The 25,769-nt window shown below is 67.1% G+C and carries 25 protein-coding genes; 4 read left to right on the top strand and 21 right to left on the bottom strand.

Going from position 1 to position 25,769, the window contains the following annotated elements; all coding sequences use genetic code 11:
- Positions 1-61 precede the first annotated feature (61 nt).
- The gene (gene ctrA / locus GGQ97_RS06000; RefSeq protein WP_168068097.1) at positions 62-775 is read left to right on the top strand and encodes a response regulator transcription factor CtrA; all 714 of its coding nucleotides are present in this window, start codon (positions 62-64) and stop codon (positions 773-775) included.
- A 10-nt stretch (positions 776-785) separates the two neighbouring features.
- Here the strand turns inward: ctrA and GGQ97_RS05995 are convergent, their stop codons facing one another.
- The 6 genes from GGQ97_RS05995 to GGQ97_RS05970 all read right to left on the bottom strand — a co-directional run bounded on the left by GGQ97_RS05995 (position 786) and on the right by GGQ97_RS05970 (position 6,414).
- Positions 786-1,313 carry a PEPxxWA-CTERM sorting domain-containing protein gene (locus GGQ97_RS05995; protein WP_245197899.1) on the bottom strand — a complete coding sequence of 176 codons (528 nt, stop codon included), beginning with the start codon at positions 1,311-1,313 and terminating at the stop codon, positions 786-788.
- A 73-nt stretch (positions 1,314-1,386) separates the two neighbouring features.
- Positions 1,387-2,163: an arginyltransferase gene (locus GGQ97_RS05990; protein ID WP_168068095.1), complete on the bottom strand. Its 777-nt coding sequence runs from the start codon at positions 2,161-2,163 to the stop codon at positions 1,387-1,389.
- Between the two features lie 122 nt (positions 2,164-2,285).
- Positions 2,286-3,320, bottom strand: coding sequence for an LLM class flavin-dependent oxidoreductase (locus GGQ97_RS05985; RefSeq protein WP_168068094.1), 1,035 nt, complete (start codon positions 3,318-3,320; stop codon positions 2,286-2,288).
- A complete protein-coding gene (locus GGQ97_RS05980) occupies positions 3,317-4,228 on the bottom strand; it encodes an ATP-grasp domain-containing protein (protein WP_168068093.1) in 912 nt (303 codons plus the stop codon). The genes GGQ97_RS05985 and GGQ97_RS05980 overlap by 4 nt, the downstream gene beginning before the upstream one ends.
- A 71-nt stretch (positions 4,229-4,299) precedes the next feature.
- Complete coding sequence (locus GGQ97_RS05975; RefSeq protein ID WP_168068092.1) at positions 4,300-5,724, bottom strand: NAD-dependent succinate-semialdehyde dehydrogenase; 1,425 nt, start codon at positions 5,722-5,724, stop codon at positions 4,300-4,302.
- Positions 5,725-5,733: 9 nt separating this feature from the next.
- Complete coding sequence (locus GGQ97_RS05970; protein ID WP_168068091.1) at positions 5,734-6,414, bottom strand: PepSY domain-containing protein; 681 nt, start codon at positions 6,412-6,414, stop codon at positions 5,734-5,736.
- Positions 6,415-6,719: 305 nt separating this feature from the next.
- On the opposite strand from GGQ97_RS05970, the gene GGQ97_RS05965 reads away from it, so the two are divergent.
- Entirely contained in the window at positions 6,720-7,583 is an 864-nt protein-coding gene (locus GGQ97_RS05965) for a choice-of-anchor P family protein (protein WP_168068090.1), read from the top strand.
- An 87-nt stretch (positions 7,584-7,670) separates the two neighbouring features.
- Here the strand turns inward: GGQ97_RS05965 and GGQ97_RS05960 are convergent, their stop codons facing one another.
- A complete protein-coding gene (locus tag GGQ97_RS05960; protein WP_168070770.1) occupies positions 7,671-8,528 on the bottom strand; it encodes an ATP-grasp fold amidoligase family protein in 858 nt (285 codons plus the stop codon).
- A gap of 115 nt (positions 8,529-8,643) precedes the next feature.
- Here GGQ97_RS05960 and GGQ97_RS05955 point away from each other — a divergent pair, with 115 nt between their 5' ends.
- Positions 8,644-8,913, top strand: a complete 270-nt coding sequence (locus GGQ97_RS05955; RefSeq protein WP_168068089.1) for a YdeI/OmpD-associated family protein — start codon at positions 8,644-8,646, stop codon at positions 8,911-8,913.
- 24 nt (positions 8,914-8,937) lie between these two features.
- On the opposite strand, the gene lpdA is transcribed toward GGQ97_RS05955, so the two are convergent.
- The 6 genes from lpdA to mdh all read right to left on the bottom strand — a co-directional run bounded on the left by lpdA (position 8,938) and on the right by mdh (position 16,955).
- Complete coding sequence (gene lpdA / locus GGQ97_RS05950; RefSeq protein WP_168068088.1) at positions 8,938-10,329, bottom strand: dihydrolipoyl dehydrogenase; 1,392 nt, start codon at positions 10,327-10,329, stop codon at positions 8,938-8,940.
- Between the two features lie 45 nt (positions 10,330-10,374).
- Positions 10,375-11,613 (bottom strand): 2-oxoglutarate dehydrogenase complex dihydrolipoyllysine-residue succinyltransferase, encoded by a 1,239-nt coding sequence (odhB, locus tag GGQ97_RS05945; RefSeq protein WP_168068087.1) that lies wholly within the window; start codon positions 11,611-11,613, stop codon positions 10,375-10,377.
- A gap of 8 nt (positions 11,614-11,621) precedes the next feature.
- Complete coding sequence (locus tag GGQ97_RS05940) at positions 11,622-14,450, bottom strand: 2-oxoglutarate dehydrogenase E1 component (RefSeq protein ID WP_168068086.1); 2,829 nt, start codon at positions 14,448-14,450, stop codon at positions 11,622-11,624.
- Between the two features lie 72 nt (positions 14,451-14,522).
- Positions 14,523-15,407, bottom strand: a complete 885-nt coding sequence (gene sucD, locus GGQ97_RS05935) for a succinate--CoA ligase subunit alpha (RefSeq protein ID WP_168068085.1) — start codon at positions 15,405-15,407, stop codon at positions 14,523-14,525.
- Between the two features lie 68 nt (positions 15,408-15,475).
- Complete coding sequence (locus GGQ97_RS05930; protein ID WP_168068084.1) at positions 15,476-15,988, bottom strand: hypothetical protein; 513 nt, start codon at positions 15,986-15,988, stop codon at positions 15,476-15,478.
- Entirely contained in the window at positions 15,981-16,955 is a 975-nt protein-coding gene (gene mdh / locus GGQ97_RS05925) for a malate dehydrogenase (RefSeq protein WP_168068083.1), read from the bottom strand. Before mdh ends, GGQ97_RS05930 begins: the two co-directional genes overlap by 8 nt.
- A 180-nt stretch (positions 16,956-17,135) precedes the next feature.
- On the opposite strand from mdh, the gene GGQ97_RS05920 reads away from it, so the two are divergent.
- The gene (locus GGQ97_RS05920; protein ID WP_168067052.1) at positions 17,136-17,510 is read left to right on the top strand and encodes a hypothetical protein; all 375 of its coding nucleotides are present in this window, start codon (positions 17,136-17,138) and stop codon (positions 17,508-17,510) included.
- A gap of 57 nt (positions 17,511-17,567) precedes the next feature.
- On the opposite strand, the gene GGQ97_RS05915 is transcribed toward GGQ97_RS05920, so the two are convergent.
- The 8 genes from GGQ97_RS05915 to GGQ97_RS05880 form a co-directional block, all read right to left on the bottom strand.
- The gene (locus tag GGQ97_RS05915; RefSeq protein WP_168068082.1) at positions 17,568-18,944 is read right to left on the bottom strand and encodes a M20/M25/M40 family metallo-hydrolase; all 1,377 of its coding nucleotides are present in this window, start codon (positions 18,942-18,944) and stop codon (positions 17,568-17,570) included.
- 68 nt (positions 18,945-19,012) lie between these two features.
- On the bottom strand, positions 19,013-19,387 hold the full coding sequence (locus tag GGQ97_RS05910; protein ID WP_168068081.1) for a VOC family protein: 375 nt from the start codon (positions 19,385-19,387) through the stop codon (positions 19,013-19,015).
- A gap of 54 nt (positions 19,388-19,441) precedes the next feature.
- Positions 19,442-20,548: a cell division protein ZapE gene (zapE, locus tag GGQ97_RS05905; RefSeq protein WP_168068080.1), complete on the bottom strand. Its 1,107-nt coding sequence runs from the start codon at positions 20,546-20,548 to the stop codon at positions 19,442-19,444.
- Positions 20,545-21,012: a PaaI family thioesterase gene (locus tag GGQ97_RS05900; RefSeq protein ID WP_168068079.1), complete on the bottom strand. Its 468-nt coding sequence runs from the start codon at positions 21,010-21,012 to the stop codon at positions 20,545-20,547. The genes zapE and GGQ97_RS05900 overlap by 4 nt, the downstream gene beginning before the upstream one ends.
- Positions 21,013-21,064: 52 nt before the next feature.
- The gene (locus tag GGQ97_RS05895) at positions 21,065-21,850 is read right to left on the bottom strand and encodes a succinate dehydrogenase iron-sulfur subunit (RefSeq protein WP_168068078.1); all 786 of its coding nucleotides are present in this window, start codon (positions 21,848-21,850) and stop codon (positions 21,065-21,067) included.
- Positions 21,851-21,921: 71 nt separating this feature from the next.
- Positions 21,922-22,389, bottom strand: a complete 468-nt coding sequence (locus GGQ97_RS05890; RefSeq protein ID WP_168068077.1) for an MgtC/SapB family protein — start codon at positions 22,387-22,389, stop codon at positions 21,922-21,924.
- A 25-nt stretch (positions 22,390-22,414) separates the two neighbouring features.
- Complete coding sequence (locus tag GGQ97_RS05885; RefSeq protein WP_168068076.1) at positions 22,415-22,870, bottom strand: peroxiredoxin; 456 nt, start codon at positions 22,868-22,870, stop codon at positions 22,415-22,417.
- On the bottom strand, positions 22,867-25,551 hold the full coding sequence (locus tag GGQ97_RS05880) for a bifunctional [glutamine synthetase] adenylyltransferase/[glutamine synthetase]-adenylyl-L-tyrosine phosphorylase (RefSeq protein ID WP_168068075.1): 2,685 nt from the start codon (positions 25,549-25,551) through the stop codon (positions 22,867-22,869). Before GGQ97_RS05880 ends, GGQ97_RS05885 begins: the two co-directional genes overlap by 4 nt.
- Positions 25,552-25,769: the final 218 nt, after the last annotated feature.

Here is a 25,769-nt window from a genome sequence, read left to right as displayed (position 1 = left end):
TCAGGGCCGTTAAGCCGGCGTAACGCTTTGGCTTGGGCTCTCGAACGGGGGGCAAGAGATTATGCGCGTTCTGCTGATCGAGGACGAACCGACCACCGCCAAGTCCATCGAGCTCATGCTCGGGACCGAGGGGTTCAACGTCTACACCACCGACCTTGGGGAAGAGGGCCTCGATCTCGGCAAGCTGTATGATTACGACATCATCCTGCTCGACCTGAACCTGCCCGACATGCACGGCTATGACGTGCTGAAGAAGCTCCGGACCGCCAAGGTCGCGACCCCGGTGCTGATCCTGTCGGGCATCGGCGAAATGGACAGCAAGGTGCGTGCGCTGGGCTTCGGTGCCGACGATTACGTCACCAAGCCGTTCCACCGCGACGAGCTGGTGGCCCGCATTCACGCCATCGTGCGCCGTTCCAAGGGCCACAGCCAGAGCGTCATCCGCACCGGCAAGCTGGCGGTCAATCTCGACGCCAAGACGGTCGAGGTCGACGGCGCCCGCGTGCATCTCACCGGCAAGGAATATGCGATGCTGGAGCTCTTGTCGCTCCGTAAGGGCACCACGCTGACCAAGGAAATGTTCCTCAACCACCTGTACGGCGGGATGGACGAGCCCGAACTCAAGATCATCGACGTCTTCATCTGTAAGCTGCGCAAGAAGCTCAGCCTCGCGTGCGGCGGCGACAATTACATCGAAACGGTGTGGGGTCGCGGGTACGTTCTGCGGGACGCGGGCGAGGTCGAGATGGACGTCTCCGAAGCGGCAGTCGCCTGACGAAGGACGATCAGGCGGGCAGCAATGCCCGCCTGCGCGGTGCCTGGCGAAGGGCCGAGCCAACGGCAAGGAAACCGACCAGCATCAGCGCCCAGGTCGCAGGCTCCGGCACCGGGGAGACCGCGGCGACCGAGAAGGACGTCGCCGAGGCGGTGATGAAATTGCTTCCCACCGTGCCGAACCGCACGCCGTTGCTCTCGAACGAATAATAAAGGTCGCGTCCGGTCAGGACGCCGTTGTTATTGTTGATGATACCGGTGAACAGCCCGCCGCTCCGCAGCGCGCCATAGCTGAACGCATTGTCGCCCTGCTGGAGATCGATCGGCAACAAAGTCTGCATGAAGCTGGTGGCATAGCTTTCGGTGCGGACGCCGGTCGGATAATTGGTCAGGCATGTCACCGGCGAGCCGGGGCCGCACATGATGGTGCCCTGCGAGCCCATCACCGTTCCGGAAATAGTGAGCTGCGTAAGCGCCGCGCTGGCCGGGCTGGCCAGGCCAAACAGGCAAGCCGCCATTGGAATGAGCCACTTACGCATTCTACTTCCCCCAGAGTCTCTCAAAGTTTGCGTCATTCTGGAACACCATTCCAGTGGCGCAGACGCAACTTACTTATCCAGCCGTGCTGCTTACCGCAGCAACGGTTGTTAAAGTCTTAGGCTCGAACCGCTTCCAGCCGTCGCGGCCGAGCCGCTCCATCGGGCGGAACTTGGCCTTGTAGGCCATCCGCTCCGACCCTTCGACCCAGTAGCCGAGGTAGACGTAGGGCAGGCCGGCGCGGGCCGCGCGCTGGATGTGGTCGAGGATGATGAAGGTGCCCAGCCCCTTGCGATCCGCCAGGTTGGGATCGAAGAAGCTGTAGATCATGCTCAGCCCGTCGCTCTGCTGATCGCTGAGGCAGGCGCCGACCAGCCGGCCGGGGCGGCCGTCGACCGACGGTTCGCGATATTCAACGACATAGGTGCGGACCGGGGTCTGCTCGACCATGTCGGCGAAGTCGTTGTCGTCCATCTCGGCCATCCCGCCGCCCGGATGCCGGACTGCAAGATAGCGGCGCAGGAGGTCGAACTGCTCCTCGGTCGTCCACGGCTTGCACGCCGTCACTTCGAGATCGGCATGGCGCTTCATCAGCTTGCGCTGGGTGGCGGTGGAGGCAAATTCGCTTGCTGCGACGCGGACCGACACGCAGGCCTGGCAGTCGATGCAGCTCGGCCGGTAGGCGACCGACTGCGAACGGCGGAACCCGATCCGGCCCAGCGCCTCGTTCAATTCACCGGCATGGTGACCCGACAATTCGGTGAACACCTTCCGCTCGACCTTGCCCGGAAGATAGGGACAAGGCGCCGGCGAGGTGACGAAGAATTTCGGGAAACGAAACGGAGCGCTCAAGTCGGGCCTGCGAAGTCAGAATGGTTACGAGAATGTTTATGCGCCTCACCAACGCGCCTGCAAAGACCCCGCTCCTTAGCGAGTTTGGTTAAGCCCAAAGACTGTACCGGTTCGGGTCAGGGCTATAACCGTCCGGCCCGCATCGGAGCCATGACGCTGGCCGCGAAGCGATCCATTTCCTCGGCCTGCGGGCTCATCTGCAGCAGCAGGAGATCGAGCCCGATCGCCTCGTAGGCGCGGATGCGATCGGCGACCTGCTCGGGCGTTCCGACCAGGTTCGGACGAAGCCCGCGGTTGGACACGCTATACTCCTGCAGCTTGAGCGTCCGCTCGAGCTCGGTCCCCGACAGCCACTGGTCGAAGTTGGCGAAGCCAGGCGGCGGCGTCGCCGGCATGGCGGTGATCCGGTCGAGCTCGCGCCGTGCCTCCGCCTCGCTGTCGCGGACGATGACGTAGGCGGCCATTCCGAACGGCATCGGCGGGCCACCCGCCTGTTCGCGCCGGCTGCGCATGTCGGTGATCCTCGCCGCGATCGCCTCGACCGGATCGCCGTGCATCACATAGGCATCGCACTGGCGCGCGATCAGGGTCTTGGCCGCATCGCTTTCCCCGCCGGCATAGACGACCGGGCGGCGAACGGGCTTGGGCGCGACGATCGCCTGCTTCAGCTGGTAGCGTTCGCCCTGATGGGTGAAACGCTGCTCGCGCCACAGGCCGTCGACCACCGTCAGCCACTCGGCGGTGCGGGCATAGCGGTCGTCATGCTGGTCGAAGGCGAGGCCATACTGCTCGGCCTCCTCCTTCCACCAGCTCGACACCACGTTCAGTGCCAGCCGGCCGTTGCTGATGCGGTCGATGTTGGCGGCCTGCTTGGCGAGCAGCGCGGGGTGATGGAAGTTGGGCCTGACCGCCACCATCAGCTCGATGCTGGAGGTGACCGCGGCCAGCGCGGCGGCGGTGCTCCACGCGTCGAGCGCGGGCTGATCCACCCCCTTGATGTCGTTGAGAAACAGTTCGGCGATGAGGCTGAGGTCCCACCCGGCCTGCTCCGAGCGCAAGGTCAGGTCGCGGACCTGTTCCCAGCTTGCCGCCGGCCCCTCGTCGGGGTCGTTGCGGAGCCAGCCGCCGAACACCGGCATCCAGTAACCGAACCTCATGCCCGTGCCTCCGCGATCTTAGTCTTTAGCCAGTCCACCAGATTGTCGTGCGGATCGTAACCGAGCACTTCGGTGGGCTTGGCGACGAAATTGGACAGGGCGTTGATGTCGTAGAATTTGGCCGATCCGTCGCGGCTGTCGATCATCACCTCGACCCCGCCGACGTCCATCCCCATCGCTTGCGCGACCCGCTCCGCACCGGCGACGATCTCGGCCGGCGGAGTGAAGGCGCGCATCGCGATCGGCCCGCGCTCGTCACCGCAGGCATCGGCCGGGCAGAGGTCGAACTGGCCGGCGCCGGCAATCTCCAGCGCGTAAAGAAACCTGGCGTCCAGCGTCTCGATCCGCCAGATCATCCCGTCACGCGCCGGCACCGCTTCCTGCACCAGCAGCACCTGGTCGACCGACCGCGGCTGGTCCCCCGCGGCCACCACCGCCGCCAGCTCGGCCGCGCTGTCGAAGCGCATGATGCCGGCGCCGGAGCCGCCGACATTGGCCTTGACCAGCAGCGGATAGCCGATCTCCTCCGCAGCCCCAGCGAGATCGGCGGCGCGGTGGACGACGCGGGTGCGCGGGGTGGTGAGGCCGAGGCGGCCGAGCAGCGACAATTGCCGCGCCTTGCTGCTGTCGATCGCCATCACCTCGGGCCCGTTCAGGACCAGGGCCCCCTGCCCTCGCCAATGATCGAGCAGCGCGGCGGTGTAGAACAAAGGATGCTCGGGCTCGCGCAGGAAGCTCGACATGGCGACGCGGTTGAAGATCACCGGCGCCGGCGGCGGCGAGCCGGCCGGGTCGAAATGGTGGTCGCCCACCGCGATCTTCACATAATCGACGCCCGACCGGTCGAGCGCGGCGAACAGCGGCTCGAACCACAAGGGATGTTCGTACAGCAGGGCAAGCTCGGGCATTCGCTTCCTCGTCGGAGTGCGTTCGCCCGAGCACGTGGGCTGGCGGGATGTGGAGCCGCCCGCCCGATGGGTCAAGCCTGGTGGATGGCCTTGGTCACCTGGTAGCTGGCAAGCCCTTCCTCGCCGCCTTCGCTGCCGAAGCCGCTTTCCTTGACCCCGCCGAAGGGCGCGTCGGCGACCGAGATGGCGAAGTTGTTAATGCCGACCATCCCGCTTTCGAGCGCATCGCCAAGGCGGTTGGCGCGGCGGCCGTTCTCGGTGAAGACGAACGAGGCGAGGCCGTAGGGCAGGCGGTTGGCCTGGTGCAGCGCTTCGTCCTCGGTGGCGAAGCTGCGCATCAGCGCGACCGGACCGAACGGTTCGACGTTCATCGCGTCAGCGTGGTCGGGGACATCGGCCAGCACGGTGGGCTGGAAGAAGAAGCCGCCGTCGCCCGGCTCACCGCCCGCAAGCACGCGGGCGCCCTTGGCCTTGGCATCCTCGACCAGCCCGGCGATCGCGGGCAGCCGCCGCTGGTTGGCGAGCGGTCCCATCCTAGTGTCGGCGTCGAGACCGTTGCCGAGCTTCACGGCCGCCGTGCGGGCCGCAAAGCCTTTGGCGAAGGCGTCGTAAATGCCTTCCTGCACGAAGAAGCGGGTCGGCGAGACGCAGACCTGGCCGGCGTTCCTGAACTTCTGCGGCACCAGCATGTCGAGCGTCTTGTCGAGGTCGCAATCGTCGAACACCAGCACCGGAGCGTGGCCGCCAAGCTCCATCGTGATGCGCTTCATGCCGTCGGCGGCAAGCTTCATCAGATGCTTGCCGACGCCGGTCGAGCCGGTGAAGCTGATCTTGCGGATGACCGGGCTGCCGATCAACTGGCGCGATACCGCGTCAGGAACGCCGTGGACGAGCTGGAACACGCCCTTGGGAATGCCCGCATCGTCTAGCGCCCTGGCAAGCGCGCCGGTGCAACCGGGAGTTTCCTCGGGCGGCTTGGAGATGACGGTGCAGCCCGCCGCAAGCGCCGCCGCCACCTTCTTGGCGAGCAGGTAGATCGGGAAATTCCACGGCGTAAAGGTGACGGTCGGGCCGACCGGCTGCGGAATGACGATCGAACGCTGGCCGGTCGGACGCACGAGGACGCGCCCGCCGGCACGCTTCGCTTCTTCGGCGAAATAGTCGAACATGCCGGCCGCGCCCATCACCTCGCCGATCGCCTCGGCCAGGGGCTTGCCCTGTTCCTGGGTCAGCAACCGACCGATCGGCTCGGCCCGCTCGCGCAGCAGGCTGGCGGCCTTGCGGAGGATCGCCCCGCGCTTCTCGACGTCCATGGCGCGCCATTCGGGCCAGGCCCGCCCGGCCGCCGCCAGCGCCTCGTCGAGGTTGGCGGTGCTGGCGAGATGCAGCTCGGCGATGGTGTCGCCGCTCGCCGGATTGATCACGGGCGAAAGGTCGCCCTCGCCCTGGCGCCACGCGCCGTCGATGAAGAGCTTCAGCTCGGTCTCATATCCCATGACCCCGATCTAGGGGCGGCGGCGCTTGATTGAAAGCGGCAGCAGGACCAGCGCCAGCAGGACCGTCAGCAGGCTGATCGCGGCAAAGGCGACGAGGGTCGGATGGTGGGTGTCCTCGCGGCCCTTGAGGTCCATGATGTGGAGCCCCCACATCCAGTCGTAGACGCGCCACCAGCGGGTGCGGGTGGCGACGATCGCCCCGCTGTCCGCCGCGACGAACAGGTGGCTGCCGTCGCTCATGTCGACCTTCCAGCTCGCCACCGGACGGCGCAGTTCGAGCGGCGGGTCGTCGGCACTGGTGCGGCTGACGGAGGCGATGGTGCCGGTACCGCGGTAGCGGGCGAGCACCTCGGCCGAGGCGTCGGCGGCGCTGAGCGGTGGAAGCAGCCTTCCGGTCACTGGATCGGCAAGCCGGGTCGGACCGCCGCGCACCTCGATCACCCAGCGCGGACCGGCGGCCCGCTGCTCGAGGGTGACCTTGGCGAGAGGCAGGCCGGCGACGACCGAGGGCAGGATGGCCGGCGCCCCCAGCACGACCGGCGCGGCCGGCGCGAGAAGATCGGTCCCGCGCACCTCCTCGATCGGCTTCCACACCATGATCAGGCCCGACAGCGCCCAGAACAGGAACGGCACGCCGACCAGCCAGCCAAGCCAGATGTGCCAGCGGCGAAGGGTGGCGCGAACCTTCAAGGCCGTGATCCGGTCGGCATTGCGGCGCCGCCTGGGCGGCCCGCGGGCGAAAGAATGGCGATCATGGGTCACCGCTTAAGGGGAGTGAGCGCCCCGCGGAATAGTCCTCATCACATCGCCACGGCAGCCTTGGCATGCGCAGCCTTTTAGCCCGCGGCTGACATTGTCCCAGTTCGTGACAGTGCCAAAAGGCGCCGCATATGACCCCTGTCCCCAAGCGTAGCTGCCTTTGCCGGATCTATTGGAACACCCAGAGCGCAAGTGGTCGTCGCTGGCCGCGGCGCGCCGGGTGGATGGAGAAGGTTATGCGGAAGTCTCTGACATGTCTCGCAACTCTCAGCCTCAGCCTGCTGGCCACACCTGCCCTCGCGCAGACAGCCTCCAGTTCGGGCTACGCCCTCGGAGCGAATGAAACGGTAAAGGTCGGCGGGATCACCACCGCCACCGTCAGCATCGGTCCGGTTGCCGCCACCAGCGGCAGCGCTCCCCCCGACTACAATGTCTCGAACTCCGTCGCGTCGGTCCAGGAAGCGGCCTCCCTGACGACCGGCCTGACCGGGCTCAGCCAGCGGGTGGAAACAGGGCTTCTCAGCTCCAACTCGACCGGCACCGCGACCGGCGCTTCCGCCACCGCGACCGTGAACGACCTGGCGGCCGGCATCGGCCTGACGGTCATCAACGATCCGCGGCTGGCCGGGCTGTTCAGCATCGGTGCGACAACCATCCAGTCCCAATCGACGGCATCGTCGCTCGGCGGGCTCAGCGCCACCGGGTCGACGACGATCGAGGGGCTGGTGATCGGTGGCTCCGTGCTGTCGGGCCTCAACATCAACGCGTCGCTGTTCAGCAATCCGGACCCCAACACCGTCCTGTTCGACCTGGGCGGCCTGTTCATCATCCTCAACGAACAGATCATGGAAGGTGACGGCCTGACCAGCCTCGGCATCACCACCAACGCCATCCGCGTCGGGTTCAACAATTTCGCGCTTGGTACGGGGGTCGCCAACGGCAACCTCATCATCGGTCAGTCGCGTGCCTCGGTCACGGCTGCGGTGGCCGCCGTGCCGGAGCCTGCGACCTGGGCGATGATGCTGCTCGGCTTCGGTGTGATCGGAGCGACGTTCCGCCGCCGCCGCCGGTCGCTCACCCTGGCGATGGCGCCCGCCTGACGAGAACATCGGCCGCCTCCCCTGCGGTTGATGAGCCCGATGCCCGGCAGCCAGGTGGTTGCCGGGCATCCTGGCGTTGGTGAAAGCCTAGGCCGACAGCAGCGCGATGGGCTCGAGCCAGCGAGGCAGGGCCGCGCTCCACAAGAGGCCCATCAGCAGGTCAAGGCGAGGCGGCTCGACCCGTTCAAGGCCGCTGCCGGGATAGAAGGTCAGTTCCCCGAACCGTGGCTGTCCCCCGATCTCGTAGAAATCGGCACGAACGAAGCAGAAGCCGGCCGCAAGCCGCTCGGCTGCTTCCAGCATCCGATCCAGTGTCGCGGGGCGTTCGGGATCTGGATCTTCGGTCGGCGGGGAGACGCGGTTCCAGTCCGGATCGAGAACGATCCAGCGATGATCCTCGCCGCGGCCAAGATGGACCTGGACGAAGCGCGCCCGGCCTCCGAACACGAAGATCTTGTAGTCGACGGGAAGCGCCGCCGCGTCGCCGATATACGGCTCCACCAGCAATCCGCGCTCGATCTCGCCGTACAGCCACTCGTCGAGCCAGGCCCCGTAGCTTTGCCGCATCCAGCGCCGGGATTGCTCGATCGCCTCGGCATGGTCCTCGCGGTTGCGCACCACGCGGAACTGCCCGCAACCGTGGCGCGACTTCACCACATATGGAAAGTCCCAGGCCGGCTCGGTGGGCAGGGTCGCCCCTTCCCACAAGGTTGGCGTGACCCACCCTTCCCCCAGCGAACCGGCAACGAAGGTCTTGGCGCGGACCTTGTCGGCAAGGATCGGCATGCGCGGGTCACGGTCATGCAGCTTGCGGTGTTGCACCCACTCGGTGAACAGCAATGGCTTCTGCAACTGCGCCAGTCGGCGGTGGCGCCACCAATAGGTCAGCTGAACCCGCAATTTGCTGCTGCCGGCGGCGGTTGGCGGATCGAGAAAGGTGAGCATCGTCACTGAAGCGTTACGAACCGCCAGTCGGTTCCGACCGGGTCCAAAGCCCTGCCGTGGCAATGCATGCGCTCACCTCTTGATGCTGGGCTCGATTGGGATGAAAACTACGGCGATGGCCGACCAGAGGACCCTTGCCGGCGGCACCGTGCACGACCTGCCGGATGACCTCGCCGCCGCACTGCTGGGCGCGCCGGCGGCCCGATCGACCTGGGAGGACATCACCCCGCTCGCCCGCAACGAGTGGATCTGCTGGGTCACGTCACCCAGGAAGGCGGAAACGCGGACCAAGCGGATCGCGTGGGGCCTGGAAAGCCTGTCCGAAGGCACGCGGCGCCCGTGCTGCTGGCCCGGCTGCCCGCACCGCCTTAAGGGCGGCGGCTAGGCCAACACCGGACCTGCCCACCCCTCAGATGTGGATCGGCTTGCCCTGCACCGCCATCGCCGCTTCCTTGAAGGCCTCGGCATGGGTCGGGTGGGCGTGGCAGGTGTAGGCGATATCTTCGGACGTGGCGCCGAACTCCATCGCCTGCGCGGCCTGCGCAATCATGGTGCCCGCCAGATTGTTGATCATCCACACGCCCAGCACGCGGTCGGTCTTGGCATCGGCGATGACCTTGACCAGCCCGTCGGGCTCGCCGTTGGTCTTGGCGCGGCTGTTGGCCATCATCGGGAACTTGCCGACCTTGATCTCGCCCCCCGCCCTGGCCTGTTCTTCGGTCAGGCCGACACCGGCGATTTCGGGGGTGGTGTAGACCACCGACGGGATGATGTTGTGGTTCACGATGCCGGTCAGGCCAGCGATGTTCTCGGCCACCGCAATGCCCTCGTCCTCGGCCTTGTGGGCGAGCATCGGGCCGGGGATGACGTCGCCGATCGCCCACACGCCCGGCACCGAGGTGCGGAAGCTGTGGTCGGTTTCGATCTGGCCCTTGGCGTTGAGCTGCAGCCCGGCGGCCTCGAGGCCCAAGCCGCCGGTGTTCGGACGGCGACCGATCGACACGAGCACATGGCTGGCCTCGATCGTCTCCGCCGCGCCGCCCTTGGCGGGCTCGACCGTGACGGTGACCGCGTCGCCGTTACGCTGGACACCGGTAACCTTGGTGCCGAGCTTGTAGGCGAAGCCCTGCTTCTTGAAGATCTTGTTCGATTCCTTGCGGATCTCTTCATCCATGCCGGGCAGGATCTGATCGAGATATTCGACCACGGTGACCTGCGCGCCGAGGCGACGCCAGACGCTGCCAAGCTCCAGCCCGATCACGCCGCCACCGATGACGACGAGGTGGCTCGGCACTTCGCCCAGCTCCAGCGCGCCGGTCGAATCGACGATCCGCTCCTGGTCGACGGTGACGCCCGGAAGCGGGGTGACCGACGAGCCGGTAGCGATCACGATGTTCTTGGCGCGAACCGCCTGCCCGGCGACGTCGACGGTGTCGGCGCCGGTGAACTTGGCGAGGCCCTTGAGCCAGGTGACCTTGTTCTTCTTGAACAGGAACTCGATGCCCTTGGTCAGTCCCTCCACCGCCTCGACCCGACCCTTCTGCATGGTCGGGATGTCGATGTTGAACTGGCCGGTGATGCCCCACTTGGCCATGTGCCCGTGGGCGGCTTCCTCGAACAGCTCGGACGCATGGAGCAGGGCCTTGGACGGGATGCAGCCGACGTTGAGGCAGGTTCCGCCGAGGGTCTCGCGGCTCTCGGCGCAGGCGGTCCTGAGCCCGAGCTGCGCAGCGCGGATCGCGGCCACATAGCCGCCGGGGCCGGCGCCGATCACCAGAACGTCGTAGTCGTAGTCAGCCATGGTCTTCCTTCGGGGCTCCCGCCGGACGGGGAGCAAAAAATCTGCTTAGAGGTCGATGAGCAGGCGGGTCGGATCCTCGATCGCTTCCTTGATGCGAACGAGGAAGGTCACCGCCTCGCGGCCGTCGACCAGGCGATGGTCGTAGGACAAGGCGAGATACATCATCGGGCGGGCGACGATCTGGCCGTCCTTGACCACGGCACGTTCCTCGATCCGGTGCAGGCCGAGCACCGCCGACTGCGGCGGGTTGATGATCGGGGTCGACAGGAGCGAGCCGAACACGCCGCCGTTGGAGATGGTGAAGGTGCCGCCCTTCATGTCGTCGGCGGTCAGGGTCCCTGCCTTGGCCTTCTGGCCGAAGCCGGCGATCGCCTGCTCGATCTCGGCAAAGCTCATCTGGTCGGCGGAGCGGACCACCGGGACGACGAGGCCCTTGGGCGCCGACACCGCGACCGAGACGTCGAGGTAGTTGTGATAAACGATCTCGTCGCCCTCGATCCGGGCGTTGACCGACGGCACGTCGCGCGCGGCGAGCGCCACCGCCTTGGTGAAGAAGCCCATGAAGCCGAGGCGGATGCCGTGCTTCTTCTCGAACAGGTCCTTGTAGCGGGTGCGCGCCGCAATCACCTCGGTCATGTCGACGTCGTTGAACGTCGTCAGCAGCGCCGCGGTGTTCTGCGCATCCTTGAGGCGGGTCGCGATGGTCTGGCGCAGGCGGGTCATCTTGACCCGTTCCTCGCTGCGCTCGCCCTTCGGCGCCGCAGGGGCAGCGGCCTTGGCCGGCGCCGGGGCAGCAGCCGGCGCGGCTGCGGGCGACGCCTTGGCCTTGGCCACGTCTTCCTTGGTCAGGCGGCCGTCCTTGCCGCTACCGGTGAGCCCAGCGGGATCGACGCCGCTTTCCTGCACCGCGCGGCGGACCGATGGGCTAAGCCGAAGCGCCTGGGCCTGGTCGTCGCTGATGCCTTCGCCGCTCGGCGCTGCCGGTGCGGGCGACGCCGCGGGAGCGGCCTCGGGAGCCTTGGCCGCAGGCGCCGCAGCAGCGCCGCCGCCCTCGCCGATGGTTGCGATCACCGCGCCGACATTGACCGTGTCACCCTCGGCCACCAGTGCTTCGCCGAACACGCCCGCAACCGGCGACGGCACATCGACCGACACCTTGTCGGTCTCGAGGCTGGCCACCGGTTCGTCGACCGCGACCGCATCGCCCGGCTTCTTGAGCCAGGCGCCAAGCGTCGCTTCGGTGATGCTTTCGCCCAGTGCCGGGACTTTGACTTCCGTGCCCATTCTTCCCCTCAAGCGTTCGCTTTGCCGGCGTGCCGGACAGTATTCTGAGCCGCGTCGGTCGCGGCGGATGAAGCGGCCCTGGTCCCCAGCGCGGCGGCAATCAGCGCGGTTTGTTCGGCGACGTGGCGCTTGGCAAGTCCGGTCGCCGGCGAGGCCGAGGCGTGGCGGCCGGCATAGTCCGGACGGAAGCCCTTGCCGGCGGCACGCAGCGCTTCTTCGAGATAGGGCTCGACGAAGAACCAGCTGCCGTTGTTGCGCGGCTCTTCCTGGCACCACACCAGTTCCTCGAGCGCGGGCATCGCCGCGAGGCGCTTGACCAACGGTTCCGACGGGAAGGGATAGAGCTGCTCGATGCGGAGGATCTCCACATCGTCCATCCCGGCTTCGTCGCGCGCTTCCATCAGCTCGTAGGCGACCTTGCCCGAACACAGCACGACGCGGCGGGTGCGGCCCTCGGCCGGCGGCTTAAGGTCCGACAGGATCCGCTTGAAGTGGCTCTCGCCCGAGAAATCGGCGATCGCCGACACCGCCGACTTGTGGCGAAGCAGCGACTTGGGCGTCATGATCACCAGCGGCTTGCGGAAATCGCGCAGCAACTGGCGGCGGAGCAGGTGGAAATAATTCGCCGGGGTGGTGATGTTGGCGACCTGGATATTGTCCTCGGCGCAGAGCTGGAGATAGCGCTCGAGCCGGGCCGAGGAATGCTCCGGCCCCTGCCCTTCGAAGCCGTGCGGCAGCAGCATGACCAGGCCGCTGGCGCGCAGCCACTTGGCCTCGCCCGAGGCGATGAACTGATCGACGATCACCTGCGCGCCGTTGGCGAAGTCGCCGAACTGCGCTTCCCACAGCACCAGGGTGCGCGGATCGGCGAGGCTGTAGCCATATTCGAAGCCGAGCACGCCGAACTCGCTGAGCGGCGAATCCCGCACCTCGAACCGGCCGCCCTCGATGGTGGTCAGCGGTACGAACTTGTGGCCGTCCTTCTGGTCGGTCCAAACCGCGTGGCGCTGGCTGAAGGTGCCGCGGCCGCTGTCCTGGCCCGACAGGCGGATGTTGTGTCCCTCGGCGATCAGGGTACCGAAGGCCAGAGCCTCGGCGGTCGCCCAGTCGAAGCCCGCGCCGCTGTCGAACATCGCCTTCTTGGCGTCGATGATCCGGGCCAGCGTCTTGTGGATGTTGAGGTCGTCCGGGACGCGGGTCAGTGACTCGCCGACCGAGCGCACTTCTTCCTCGGGCACCGCGGTACCGGTGTTGCGGCGGCCCTCGACCGGCTCGATCGGCTTGCTGAGACCGGCCCAGCGGCCTTCGAACCAGTCGGCCTTGTTCGGCAGGTAGTTCGCGCCGGCGGCAAACTCAGCCTCCAGATGCGCGACGAAGTCGTTCGTCTTGCCGTCGATCCACGCCTGGTCGACCACGCCCTCGGCCACCAGCCGGTCGCCATATTGCTTGCTGACCGGCGGATGCTTGCGGATCGCGTCATACATCAAAGGCTGGGTGAAGCTCGGCTCGTCGCCTTCGTTGTGGCCGAAGCGGCGGTAGCACCACATGTCGATCACGATGTCGCGATTGAACTCCTGGCGGAACTCGGTCGCGAGCTTGCAGGCGAAGGTCACCGCTTCGGGATCGTCGCCATTGACGTGCAGGATCGGCGCCATGATGCCCTTCGCGACATCGCTCGGATAGGGCGAGCTACGCGCGAATTGCGGGCTGGTGGTGAAGCCGACCTGGTTGTTGATCACGAAGTGGATGCAGCCGCCGATGCCGTAGCCCGGCAGGCCGGAAAAGCTGAGGCATTCCCACACGATGCCCTGGCCTGCGAACGCAGCGTCGCCGTGCAGCAGGATGGGAAGGACCTTGTCGCCTTCGACATCACCCTTGATGACCTGCACCGCGCGGGCCTTGCCGAGCACCACCGGGTTGACCGCCTCGAGGTGCGACGGGTTGGCCTGCAGCGAGAGGTGGACCTTGGTGCCGTCGAACTCGCGATCGGACGAGGTGCCGAGGTGATATTTTACGTCACCCGAACCGCCGACGTCCTCGGGGTTGGCGCTACCGCCGGCGAACTCGCTGAAGATCGCGCGGTAGGGCTTGCCCATGACGTTAACGAGGACGTTGAGGCGGCCGCGGTGGGCCATTCCGACGACGATCTCCTCGACCCCCGCCTGCCCGCCATATTTGATCACGGCCTCCAGCGCCGGGATCATGCTTTCGCCGCCGTCGAGGCCGAAACGCTTGGTCCCGACATACTTCTTGGCGAGGAACTTCTCCCACTGCTCGCCCTGGATCACCTTTTCGAGGATCGCCTGCTTGCCCTCGGCGGTGAAGCTGGCGCCCTTGTCGCGGCCCTCGATCCGATCCTGGAGGAAGCGGCGCTCCCCCAGATCGTTGATGTGCATATATTCGAGGCCGATCTTGCCGCAGTAATTGGCGCGCAGGATCGCGACGATCTCGCGCACGGTCGCGGTCTCTAGCCCGAGATTGCCGCCGATGAAGATCGGACGGTCAAGATCGGCGGCGGTGAAGCCGTGATATTCGGGGGTGAGGTCGGCCGGAAGATCGCGCTTGGCGAGGCCGAGCGGATCGAGGTCCGAAGCGAGGTGGCCGCGCACCCGGTAGGTGCGGATCAGCATCATCGCGCGGATCGAATCCTCGGCGGCGCGGCGGACCTCCGCCTCGGACGCACCGCCCGCGGCGGCCTTGTCCCTGGCGCCCTTGGCGACCTGCTCGATGGTCGCCTCGGTCGGGTCGAGACCGAGGTTGACGGCGTCCAGTTCCGCCAGCGGCCAGTTCGCCCGCTGCCAGCTCGGTCCTTGCTCGGTCTCGTACAGGTCGGTCATTCCATCCTCGTCGCCCCGCTCGACAAGCCGGGGCCTCAGGCCATTATAGCGCCGCACCCTTGCCAGGGTGTGTCAGCCGTTGAGCAGGTCCTTCAGCGTGCGGCCAAGCTCAGATGGGCTCGGGGACACCCGAATGCCAGCGGCTTCCATCGCGGCGATCTTGGATTCCGCGTCGCCCTTGCCGCCGGATACGATCGCGCCGGCATGGCCCATGCGGCGGCCAGGAGGGGCGGTGCGGCCGGCGATGAAGCCGACGGTCGGCTTGGACCGGCCGCGCTTGGCCTCGTCGGCCAGGAACTGGGCGGCTTCTTCTTCGGCCGAGCCACCGATTTCGCCGATCATGATGATCGACTTTGTTTCGTCGTCGGCCAGGAACATCTCGAGCATGTCGATGAACTCGGTGCCCTTGACCGGATCGCCGCCGATGCCGACCGCGGTGGTCTGGCCGAGACCCTCGTTCGAGGTCTGGAACACCGCTTCATAGGTGAGCGTGCCCGAGCGCGAGACGACTCCGACGCTGCCCTTCTTGAAGATGTTGCCGGGCATGATGCCGATCTTGCATTCGTCCGGGGTCAGGACGCCCGGGCAGTTCGGGCCGATCAGCCGCGACGACGAACCGTCGAGCGCGCGCTTGACCTTGACCATGTCGAGCACCGGAATGCCCTCGGTGATGCAGACGATCAGCGGCACCCTGGCGTCGATCGCCTCGAGGATCGAATCGGCGGCGAAGGGCGGCGGAACGTAGATCACCGACGCGTCGGCGCCGGTCTTGGCGACGGCTTCCTCGACCGTGTCGAACACCGGCAGGCCGATGTGGGTCGAGCCGCCCTTGCCGGGGGTCACGCCGCCGACCATCTGGGTGCCGTAGGCGAGCGCCTGCTGGGTGTGGAAGGTGCCGGTCTCACCGGTCATGCCCTGCGTGATGACCTTGGTGTTCCGGTTAACGAGAATGCTCATCTAGGCTCCTGATCTGTCTTCTGGCTCGAGGCATCTGGGTTGGTCGCGGGCACGCCACGTGGGGGCAGCTACCGGCCCTTCTTGGCCGCGGATTCGGCGGTGACGGTGTAGCGGACGCTGGGCTGTTCCTTGGTCCCGGTCGGCTCGATCAGCGCGATCCGCCCACCGCCCAGGAAGGCAGCACCATTCTTGCCGGCGCGGCCGGCCTTGAGCGCAGGTTCGACCTGCTTGAGCCGGGTCTGCAGCAGGTCCATCACCGGGCGATAGGCATCGAGCCCGGTCACCCCCGACACCACGCTGCAGGCGCCCGAATTGGGCAGCACCATCACCACCACGGTGGAGGTCGGCTTGGCATAGAATTTGAGCGGAGAGGCGACCGCCTTGCCGGTCTTCTCCCTGAGCTCGCCAGCCTTCCAGCCCTTGGCGACCAGCGCGGCCTGGTCGACCCCGGCAGGACCGACGACCTGCCAGCAATCCGCCGCCGCTTCGACGATCGCGGCGGGAGGATTGGTGGTCTGCGCCGCTGCCGCCACCGGGATGGTCAGCAACGCAAGGGCGGCAAGGCGGACGGCCTTAGCCAAGGCTCGGCTCGATCGCCCGGCAGGCGTCGAGCAGTTCCTTGACCGCATCGACGCTGACCTTGAGGTTCTGCTTCTGCTCTTCGTCGAGCGCGATCTCGATCACTTCCTCGGCGCCGCCGGCACCGATCACGACCGGAACGCCGACATACAGGCCGTCGAGGCCGTACTTGCCGTTCACTTCAACCGCGCAGGGCAGGATCCGCTTCTGGTCACCGAGATAGGCTTCGGCCATCGCGATGGCGCTGGTGGCCGGGGCGTAGAAGGCCGAACCGGTCTTGAGCAGGGCGACGATCTCGCCGCCGCCGCCGCGGGTCCGCTTGACGATGGCGTCGATCTTTTCCTTGGTCGAGCGACCCATCTTGACCAGGTCGTCGACCGGAATGCCGCTGACCGTGGTGTAGCTGGTGACCGGAACCATGGTGTCGCCGTGGCCGCCGAGTACGAAGGCGTTGATGTCCTTCACGCTGACCTGGAATTCCTCGGCAAGGAAGTGAGCGAAGCGCGCCGAGTCCAGCACGCCGGCCATGCCGACGACCTTGTTGGCCGGGAGGCCCGAAAATTCGCGCAGCGCCCAGACCATCGCGTCGAGCGGGTTGGTGATGCAGATCACGAAGGCGTCGGGGGCATTGGCCTTGATGCCCTCGCCGACCGCCTTCATCACCTTGAGGTTGATGCCGATCAGGTCGTCGCGGCTCATGCCCGGCTTGCGGGCGACACCGGCGGTGACGATGATCACGTCGGCGCCGGCGATGTCGGCATAATCGTTCGAGCCGGTGACCTTGGCGTCGAAGCCCTCGATCGGGCCGCACTGCGAGATGTCGAGCGCCTTGCCCTGGGGAACGCCTTCAACCACGTCGAACAGGACGATGTCGCCGAGTTCCTTCTGGGCGGCGAGGTGGGCAAGCGTGCCGCCGATGTTACCGGCGCCGATGAGGGCGATCTTCTTGCGGGACGTCGTTGCGGACAAAGGGGGGTCTCCGTCGGGTTCTTGGGCGTGAGGCCGCCGCCGGGACGGACAGCCGGGTCGGTCAGGGCCTCTAGCCCGTGAGCACCGCCGGGGCAACCGCGCGAGCGGGCCATTTGTATCCATCACACATGAATGGCGCCGTCACACCCGGTTAAGGGCGCCAGGCCGATAAGCCTGGGCATGAAACAGGCACTCATCCTAGCGGGCGCAGCGCTCGCCTTCGTCGCGGCCCCGGCCGCCGCCAAGCCCGGCAACGGGCACGGCAATCATGGCAAGCATGGTGGCTATGCGCAAAACTATGGCTGCCCGCCGGGCCTCGCGAAGAAGAACAACGGCTGCCTGCCGCCGGGCCAGGCAAAGAAGCTGGCGATCGGCCAGCGCTACGCGCAGAGCTATGGCTATGACCGCTATGCCTACAACCAGATCCCGTACGACGTGCGGCAGCAGTATCGCCTCGATCCGTACAACCAATATTATTACGATCAGGGCCAGCTTTACGGGGTAGACCCGCAGACCCAAATCATCGAGCAGATCATCGGCGCCCTGCTGCGCTGACCGGCTCGCGAGAAACAGGGGCCGTCCGGAGCGATCCGGGCGGCCCTTTTTCGTGTCTCAGCTGCCGACGCGGCGGATCAGGTCGGCGATGATCGGGACCTGATCGTGAAAGCCCTCGACGACCACGCGCTCGTCGAGGCCGTGGGCGTTGCTCGGCTCGGTCAGGTAGCCCCACAGGCCGCCCACCCCGTAGACCGGGATGCCGACCGCGCGAAGGTAGGCGCCGTCGGTCGCGCCCGCCGACTGCACGGGGATGATCGACGCGGTCGCGAAGCGGGTCCGGACCGCCGCCTGATAGGCCGCGACAAGATCGTCGCGCAGTGGGCTGACATCGGTCGGCGGGGTGCTGCTGTCGGTGTCAAGCGTGACCGTCACGTCCTTTCCGGCGATCCGCTGCAGGTCCGCCTTGACCTGGTCGAAGCTCACTCCGGGGAAGATCCGGCAATTGACGTTGGCCTCGGCCCGCTGCGGCAGGGCATTGGGGGCATGGCCGCCCGAGAGCTGGGTCGCGACGCAGCGCGTGCGGGTATAGCCGGGCTCATTGGCCTCAAGCAGGTCGGCGGTGCGGCGATCGGTGGGGTTCTCCAGCCACTTCGTCACCAGCTCGCCGAAGCTGCCCTTGTCGCCCGCCGCGATGCGCTCGAAAAAGGCGCGGGTGGCCGGGTTGATCATCGGCTCGAAGCGATATTCCTCGAGGTTCTTGAGCGCCCCGGCGAGGGCATAGATGGCATTGTCGGGCCGCGGCGCGCTGCTGTGGCCGCCTTCGTTCTCGACCCTCAGCTTGAAGTCGGCATAGGTCTTCTCGGCGATCTGCAGGTAGTAGGCGTCGACCCGGCCATCCTTGTAAAGCGCCCCGCCGCCGGCATCGAAGTTGAGCGCATATTCGGCGTCGATGAGGTCGCGCCACTCGGTCGAGGCGCGCTTGACGCTCTTCATCCCGGTTTCCTCGTCCCCGGTGAACAGCACCACGATGTCGCGATTGGGCGCCCAGCCACTCGCCTTGAGCTTCTGCAGTGCGAGGACGACGCCGGTCAGCGCCGCCTTGTTGTCGCTCGATCCGCGGCCGAGGTAGAAGCCCTTCTCCTCCCGGAACTCGAACGGCGGGTTCTTCCAGTCGGCGGCCTTGGCCTCGACCACGTCCATGTGGGCAAGCAGCAGGATCGGCTTCTTGCCGCTCGGACGCGGGGCCTTCCAGCGCGCGATCAGGGTCTGGGTGCCGTCGTGATCCTTGACCACGGTGGTCATGCCCGCCTTGCGGAATTCACTGGTGAGGAGGGTCGTCAGCTTGCGGAATTCGGCGGTCTTGCCGGTGACCGTCTGCATCTCGACGATCTGCTTGAAGAGCGCGCGCTCGGCCGCCCGGTTGGCAGGCGGCGAGGCAGGAGGCGCGGCGGCCGGCTGGGCGGCGGCGAGCAGCAGTGACGTGAGCAGCATGGTTGGTCCTCCCCCGGGATGCGGGGGAGGCTAGGTCGACAGCGGCGCGGCAGCAAGCGCCCGAATTGTCAGCCTTCGATCAGGCTCAGGATATTGCCGTCGGGATCCTTGAACCAGGCGGTTTTCATGCCCTCGGCGACATAGACGTCGCCCTGCCGTTCGAGCCCGTCCATGTCGTAATGCTCGAAGGCGATGCCCTTGCCCTTGAGCTCGGCGGCCTCGGCCTCGACGTCGTCGACCGAAAAGGTCAGCGCGGTCGCCTTGTTGGTGCCGGCATATTGCGACCGGTAGATGTCGAAGCGAGTGTCGCCGGTCTGCAGGTTGACGACTTCCTCGCCGACGCTTCCGACCTCTCTTGCACCGAGCACGTCGGTGTAGAAGCGGCGGGCCCGGTCGAGCTCCTCGACCGCGATCATCGGTGTGGCGTTGGCGTTGCCAAGCATGGTCCTCTCCTTCTTGCCGTGAAGGCAGAACCGGCCGGGCGTGCCGCCGTTCCCCTAGCCCTCCGCGCCGTGGCCCTCGGCGAGGTAATCGGTGCTGCGCATCTCTTCCAGGCGGCTGACGGTGCGCTGGAATTCGAACGCGCGGGTGCCAGCGGGGTAGAGCGCGGCGGGCTCGGCGTCGGCGGCGGCGAGCAGCTTGACCTTATGTTCGTAGAGCGCGTCGATCAGCGTCACGAACCGCGCCGCCTCGTTGCGCTTCTCCGGACCCATGACGGGAATTCCGACCAGGATCACGGTGTGGAAGCGCTGCGCGATCGCCAGATAATCGGCGGCGCCGCGGGCTTCGCCGCACAGCCGCTTGAACGAGAAGACCGCGACCCCCTTGAGGCTCTTGGGCACTTGCAGCGTGCGGCCGCCGCCGACCGCAAGCTCCTCCGAGGGAACGTTGGCACGGTCCTCGACCGGATAATCGGTGAGCTTGAAAAAGGCCTTGGACAGCGCCTCGGTCGCGGTTGGGCCGTTGGGCACGTGCCAGGTTTCCACCCCGTGCAGGCGGTCGAGGCGGTAGTCGGTCGAACCGTCGAGCGGCACCACTTCGAGCCTGTCCTCCAGCAGGTGGATGAAGGGCAGGAACAGCTCGCGGTTGAGGCCGTCCTTGTAGAGGTCGCGCGGGCAGCGGTTGGAGGTCGTGACCACCGCCACGCCCTCCTCGAGCAGGGCGGTGAACAGCCGCGACAGGATCATCGCGTCGGCGGGATTGTTGACCACCATCTCGTCGAAACAGAGCAGCACGCTCTCCTCGGCGATCGCTTCGGCGAGCGCCGGGATCGGGTCGCCATGCCCCCTTGCGCGCTCCGCCCGGAGCCGGTCGTGGACCTCGAGCATGAAGGCATGGAAATGGACCCGGCGCTTCGGCTCGACGGCGATCTCATCGAACGCGAGGTCCATCAGCATCGACTTGCCGCGGCCGACCCCTCCCCACAGGTAAACCCCGCAAACATCGCGGCGCCGGCCGAGCAGCCGGGCAAAGAAACCGCGGCGCATGGCCAGTTCCTGCCCCAGCCGGTCAAGCTCGGCAGCCGCGCGGGCCTGGTCGGGATCGGGCTTCAGTTCCCCTGCGGCGAGCAGGCGGTCGTAGGCGGCGGCGACGGCTCCCGTCACGTGACGTCGCGAAGCTTCTTCAGCGTGCCGGAGAAGCTGTAGCAGGCCTCGCCCTCCTGGCGGACCACGCCCTGGAGGAAGGCCAGGCTGCGGGTCTGGCGGACCAGTTCGACGTGCGCGTCCAGTGGCTTGCCCGCTTCGCCCCGCCCCATGAACTTGGTGGTGAGGTCGAGAGTGACGTAATGCGCGCGGCGCATCCCGGCGCAGCGGCCGCCGCCAAACAGCGCCATGTCGATGAAGCTCATCACCATTCCGCCGTGCAAGCTGCCGCCAAGGTTGAGGTGGCGCTGATCGGGGAACATCCGAACCACCGCGCGGCCCGGCCCATCGGGACGGAAGATCATCTTGCCGGTCTGCGCCGCGAAGCTGTCGGGATCGAGGTCGATCCAGCTGTACCAGCCGGGGTGATCGGGATCCTCGCGTGCGCCGGACGGGCGGTTGTCGATGTCTTCAGGTGCGTCCATGCGCGCAGCTTCTAGGAAGCTCCCCACCGCGCAGCAATGGGGAGGTGCAGGGTCAGGCTGCGCGTTCGGCGATCAGCTTCTTGGTTTCGGCGATCGCCTTGGCCGGGTTCAGCCCCTTGGGGCAGACGTTGGCGCAGTTCATGATCGTGTGGCAGCGATACAGGCGATACGGATCCTCGAGCTGGTCGAGCCGCTCGCCGGTCATTTCATCGCGGCTGTCGGCAAGCCAGCGATAGGCCTGCAGCAGAATCGCGGGCCCCAGGAAGCGGTCGCCGTTCCACCAATAGCTCGGGCACGAAGTCGAGCAGCAGAAGCACAGGATGCACTCGTACAGGCCGTTGAGATGCTCGCGGTCGTCAGGGCTCTGCAGCCGCTCCTTGCCGCTCGGCGCCGGGCTGGCGCTCTTCAGCCACGGTTCGATCGAGGCATATTGGGCGTAGAGGTGCGAAAAGTCGGGGACGAGGTCCTTGATCACGTCGCAATGCGGCAGCGGCGTGACCCGCAGGTCGCCCTTCACGTCCTCGATGGCGGTGGTGCAGGCGAGGCCATTCTTTCCGTCCATGTTCATCGAACAGGAACCGCAAATCCCTTCGCGGCACGAGCGGCGGAAGGTCAGCGTCGGGTCGAGCTCGTTCTTGATCTTGATCAGCGCGTCGAGGACCATCGGCCCGCACTCATCGAGGTTGACCTCGTAGGTGTCGTAGCGCGGGTTCTCGCCGGTATCGGGGTCGTAGCGATAGATCTTGAAGGATTTGACCCGGTTGGCCCCGGCCTCCGCCTTGTAGTGACGCGGCTTTCCAGTGATCTTGCTGTTGGCGGGAAGCGTGAACTCGGCCATTTCAATCCTCTGACGTTGGGCGCGAGATAGAGACGACAGAGGGGAAAAGCCAGTCCTCCCGAAGGTCCGTATCACTCCTTGTCAGGCGGCGGTCCCGGTTCACGAATGATCAGCCCTTTTAGAGGCGAGAGCAGCGACAGGGTGAAGAAGGCCAGAACCGTCAGCATCACCGCGACGTCGATGGCGCCGAGGCCGACCGCAAGCCCGATCGCCCCTGTCACCCACAGGCTGGCCGCAGTGGCGGTGCCCCGGACGCTGTCCTTGACCTTGAGGATCGCGCCGCCGCCGATGAAGCCCATGCCGGTGATCAGCCCCTCGACCACGCGGGCGGTGGCTTCGGGATTGTCACCGATGATCCCCTCGCACGCCTGGAGGAAACCGCAGGAAGCGACGGCGACCAGCGGAAAGGTGCGAATGCCGGCGGAGCGTTCCTCCTTTTCGCGGTTCCACCCGATCGGAAGCGCAAGCACATACGCCAGCAGCAGGGAGGCGAGATGGGGCCAGAGATCGAAACGGTCGGTCCCGAATAATTCTGTCATGGAGCCGTAACAATCGCGGCGGCGCTTAGCTCCCGCGGGCGGCCTTCAGCACCTCGGCAGCGTGATTGGGCACCTTGACCTTGCGCCAGGCCTTGATGACCGTGCCGTCGGCGCCGAGCAGGAAGGTCGCCCGTTCCATACCCATATATTTGCGGCCGTACATGCTCTTCTCGACCCAGGTCCCGAACGCCTCGCTGAGCGGGCCCTCGTCGATCCCGAGCGGTACCTTGAGGTCATATTTGGCGATGAACTTGTCGTGGCTCTTGGCGCTGTCGCGCGACACCCCGATGACGCGGGTGCCGGCGGCGGCGAAGTCGTCGGCAAGCGCGGTGAAGTCCTGCGCCTCGCGGGTGCAACCCGACGTGTCGTCCTTGGGGTAGAAGTAAAGCACCAGCTTGCCACCGGGGTTGGCGAGGTCGATGCGCTCGCCGGCGCTGGTTTCCACTTCGAGTGCCGGTGCCCGGCCGCCTTCCTCGATCATGTCTTGCCTTCCCTTACCTGCTGCCAGCGCGCGGCGATCCGCGTCCGCGCCGCGTCGAGCGCCGCCAACAGCGCATTCCAGTCGCTCTGTCCACACAGGCTTGCGACGAGGGCGCGGGTGGGCGTCGGCACCTCCGCCGCGGAATCCGGGCCAACCAGCCGAAGCACGACCAGGAAGCGGGTGAGAAGGCGCAGGTCGGGGTCGGCCTCCTCGTCGATCAACCCCGCCTCCGTCAGTTCGGCAAGCGCGCGTTCGAGGCGCGGATTGAGACCGATACCGCTGGTCAGCTGCAGGACGTGAACGGCGAATTCCAGGTCGACCAGCCCACCGGGCCCGAGCTTGACGTCGAGAGGTCCGGACGGGGGCTTGTGGCGGCTGATGTCGAGCCGCATCGCAGCGGCGTCCTGCCGGACCTTTGCGGGGTCGCGAGGCTCCTTCAGGATCGACTGGATCAGCGCGGCGACCTCGGCCTGGAAGCCGGAGCTTCCCGCAAGCGGACGGGCGCGGCACAGCGCGAGATGCTCCCACGTCCAGGCTTCGTTGCGCTGGTAGGCGGCGAACGCCTGGCAACTGACCGCCAGCATCCCTTGCTCGCCCTGCGGACGGAGCCTGGTGTCGACATCGTAGAGTGGGCCGGCGGCGGTCTGCACCGACAGGCCGGCGACGATACGGCTCGCAAGCCGGTTGAAATAGTCGGTCGGCCCGAGCGGTCGCGGACCGTCCGAGCGCGCACCGTCCGGCGCGTCGAACAGGAAGATGAGGTCGAGGTCGCTGGCATGGGTCAGTGCCCTGCCCCCAAACCGGCCCAGTGCCACCACCGCAAGATCGCCGCCGGCGATCCGGCCATGCGCTTCGGCAAAGGCATCCCCGACCTTGGCGGCGATCACCCGCACGGCGGCCTCCGCAAGGGCGCTATAGCCTTCGGCGATGGCGATCGGATCGCGGGTCGCGGCGATCAGCTGCACCCCGAGGGCGAAACGTCGTTCGCCAACCAGCCGCCGGACGCGGTCCAGCGCGGCATCGAGCGGATCGTTGCGAACGGCGAGGAGGAAGCGCTCGGCAAGCGTGTCGGCTTCGGGCAGTTCGGCGAGGCTGCTTTCGTCGATCAGCCCGTCGAGCAGGGTCGGCCGCCGGGCCAACTGGTCGGCCAGCGCCGGAGCCTGGGCGAGGATCAGCGCGAGCAGGTCGGCAAGCTGCGGCCGGGCCTCGAGCAGGCGGAAGAAGTTGAGGCCGCTCGACATGCGATCGATGACGTCGCTCAGGCGGTTCAGCGCGCGCTGCGGATCGGCCGCGGAGGCGATCCGGGGCAGCAGGGTCGGCAACATGCCCTCGAAGGCCGATCGCGCCGCCGGCGAGCGCAGCGCCCGCGCCTTGCCGGTGCGCCAGTCCGCGACCCGCCGGGCAGCTTCGGCCGGCTGGGGCCAGCCCATCCCGCCGAGTTCCTGGAGAAGAAGGTCGGGATCATTGGACAAGCGGCGGTCGCGGGTCCGGACCAGGCTGTCGAAACTGTGTCCGACAGCCTCCACATGCGGACGCAGCGTGTCGAGCAAGGCGGCCGCGCCGTCGTGACCTCCAAGCCGCGCCACCGCCTCCAGCGCTTCACCGGCCGGAAGGCGATGTTCCTGCCGGTCGTCGATCATCTGGACCCGGTGCTCGGCGGTGCGCAGCGCGCGATAGGCCGCCCCGATTCCCGCGGCCTGCGCCTCGTCGAGCCGCCCTTCCGCCGAAAGCACGGCCAGAGCATCGAGTGTGGCGGGCGCCCGCAGCGCCGGTTCGCGGCCACCGTGGACCAGTTGCTGGACTTGGGTGAAGAACTCGGCCTCGCGGATCCCGCCGCGTCCACGCTTGAGGTCATAGCCGGGGCCGAATAGCTGACCCTGCGCATAATGATCGCGGATCCGCAGCGAGATGTCGCGAATGTCGTCGATCGCCCCGAAGTCGAGCGCGCGGCGCCACACGAACGGGCGGATTTCCTCGAGGAAGCGCTGCCCCAGCGGAATGTCGCCCGCGCAGGCCCGGGCGCGGATGAAGGCGGCCCGTTCCCATTGCAGCGCCGAGCTTTCGTAATAGGAAATGGCTGCGCCGACCGGGAGGACGATGGGCGTCACCTCGGGCGAGGGACGCAGGCGAAGGTCGACGCGCGCGACATAGCCCTCGGCGGTGCGCTCCTGCAGCAATTCGACCAGTCGCCGGCCGAGGCGCACCGCGGCCGCGCCCGGCTCGTCGCGGGCGCGGCGCGGCAGGGTATCGGGGTCGAATAGCAGGATCAGGTCGACGTCCGAACTATAGTTGAGTTCGCGGCTGCCAAGCTTACCCAAGGCAAGTACGGTCAGGCCGGCGACCGGTTGTCCGGGCGTGCGCTCCTCGATGGCCTGGGCGAGGGCGGCATGGATGGCGGCGTCGGCGAAGTCGGATAGCGCCGCGGTCACCGCTTCGAGCGGCAACTCCCCCGACAGGTCGCCGAGCGCCGTCGCGAGGGCAAGCCGCTGGCGGGCCCGCCGCAACCCGACCGCGACCGGAAGCTCGGCCGGGTCGGCCATCGCAAGGGCGGCTTCGCTACCCTGTCGCTCGAACGCCTCGACAAGATCCGGGTGCCGTTCGGCGAGACCGCGGAGGAACGGCGACCAGCGCCGCGCCCGTTCCAATGCGTCCCGCCGAAGTGTCGCCGAAGCCTCAGTCATGCGCCGTTCCGTCGCTCAGCCGACGTACAGAGAAACGAAACACGCCTTTCTGCGTTGAACTCGCAAATGAAACCCGCACCTGACAATAAGGCGGCGGCGGTGCTCACGACTTCCCAGCTTGATCGACGTATCATCAGGGTCGAGCTACCGCCTGCACATGCCGGTGTCACCGCTGCCCTGCGGAGAGCCTTTGCGGCTGTCCCCGCAGGCAGTGAGGA

Origin of the sequence: Sphingomonas kaistensis (assembly GCF_011927725.1) — a bacterium.
In the GTDB taxonomy this organism is placed as follows: domain Bacteria; phylum Pseudomonadota; class Alphaproteobacteria; order Sphingomonadales; family Sphingomonadaceae; genus Sphingomicrobium; species Sphingomicrobium kaistense.
The sequence above is the reverse complement of the archived record's forward strand: the minus strand, read 5'-3'. Positions and strand labels throughout refer to the sequence as shown.

Excerpts from the sequence above, each read along its gene's own strand:
- odhB (WP_168068087.1), bottom strand. The coding sequence starts at position 11,613 with ATGGGCACGGAAGTCAAAGTCCCGGCACTGGGCGAAAGCATCACCGAA.
- GGQ97_RS05900 (WP_168068079.1), bottom strand. The coding sequence starts at position 21,012 with ATGGACGCACCTGAAGACATCGACAACCGCCCGTCCGGCGCACGCGAG.
- GGQ97_RS05915 (WP_168068082.1), bottom strand. The coding sequence starts at position 18,944 with ATGCTGCTCACGTCACTGCTGCTCGCCGCCGCCCAGCCGGCCGCCGCG.
- GGQ97_RS05985 (WP_168068094.1), bottom strand. The coding sequence starts at position 3,320 with ATGAGGTTCGGTTACTGGATGCCGGTGTTCGGCGGCTGGCTCCGCAAC.
- GGQ97_RS05975 (WP_168068092.1), bottom strand. The coding sequence starts at position 5,724 with ATGGGATATGAGACCGAGCTGAAGCTCTTCATCGACGGCGCGTGGCGC.
- GGQ97_RS05940 (WP_168068086.1), bottom strand. The coding sequence starts at position 14,450 with ATGACCGACCTGTACGAGACCGAGCAAGGACCGAGCTGGCAGCGGGCG.
- GGQ97_RS05880 (WP_168068075.1), bottom strand. The coding sequence starts at position 25,551 with ATGACTGAGGCTTCGGCGACACTTCGGCGGGACGCATTGGAACGGGCG.
- GGQ97_RS05890 (WP_168068077.1), bottom strand. The coding sequence starts at position 22,389 with ATGACAGAATTATTCGGGACCGACCGTTTCGATCTCTGGCCCCATCTC.
- lpdA (WP_168068088.1), bottom strand. The coding sequence starts at position 10,329 with ATGGCTGACTACGACTACGACGTTCTGGTGATCGGCGCCGGCCCCGGC.
- sucD (WP_168068085.1), bottom strand. The coding sequence starts at position 15,407 with ATGAGCATTCTCGTTAACCGGAACACCAAGGTCATCACGCAGGGCATG.
- GGQ97_RS05960 (WP_168070770.1), bottom strand. The coding sequence starts at position 8,528 with ATGCTCACCTTTCTCGATCCGCCAACCGCCGCCGGCAGCAGCAAATTG.
- GGQ97_RS05910 (WP_168068081.1), bottom strand. The coding sequence starts at position 19,387 with ATGCTTGGCAACGCCAACGCCACACCGATGATCGCGGTCGAGGAGCTC.
- GGQ97_RS05955 (WP_168068089.1), top strand. The coding sequence starts at position 8,644 with ATGGCCGACCAGAGGACCCTTGCCGGCGGCACCGTGCACGACCTGCCG.
- GGQ97_RS05965 (WP_168068090.1), top strand. The coding sequence starts at position 6,720 with ATGCGGAAGTCTCTGACATGTCTCGCAACTCTCAGCCTCAGCCTGCTG.
- GGQ97_RS05980 (WP_168068093.1), bottom strand. The coding sequence starts at position 4,228 with ATGCCCGAGCTTGCCCTGCTGTACGAACATCCCTTGTGGTTCGAGCCG.
- GGQ97_RS05885 (WP_168068076.1), bottom strand. The coding sequence starts at position 22,870 with ATGATCGAGGAAGGCGGCCGGGCACCGGCACTCGAAGTGGAAACCAGC.
- GGQ97_RS05895 (WP_168068078.1), bottom strand. The coding sequence starts at position 21,850 with ATGGCCGAGTTCACGCTTCCCGCCAACAGCAAGATCACTGGAAAGCCG.
- GGQ97_RS05995 (WP_245197899.1), bottom strand. The coding sequence starts at position 1,313 with ATGCGTAAGTGGCTCATTCCAATGGCGGCTTGCCTGTTTGGCCTGGCC.
- GGQ97_RS05920 (WP_168067052.1), top strand. The coding sequence starts at position 17,136 with ATGAAACAGGCACTCATCCTAGCGGGCGCAGCGCTCGCCTTCGTCGCG.
- ctrA (WP_168068097.1), top strand. The coding sequence starts at position 62 with ATGCGCGTTCTGCTGATCGAGGACGAACCGACCACCGCCAAGTCCATC.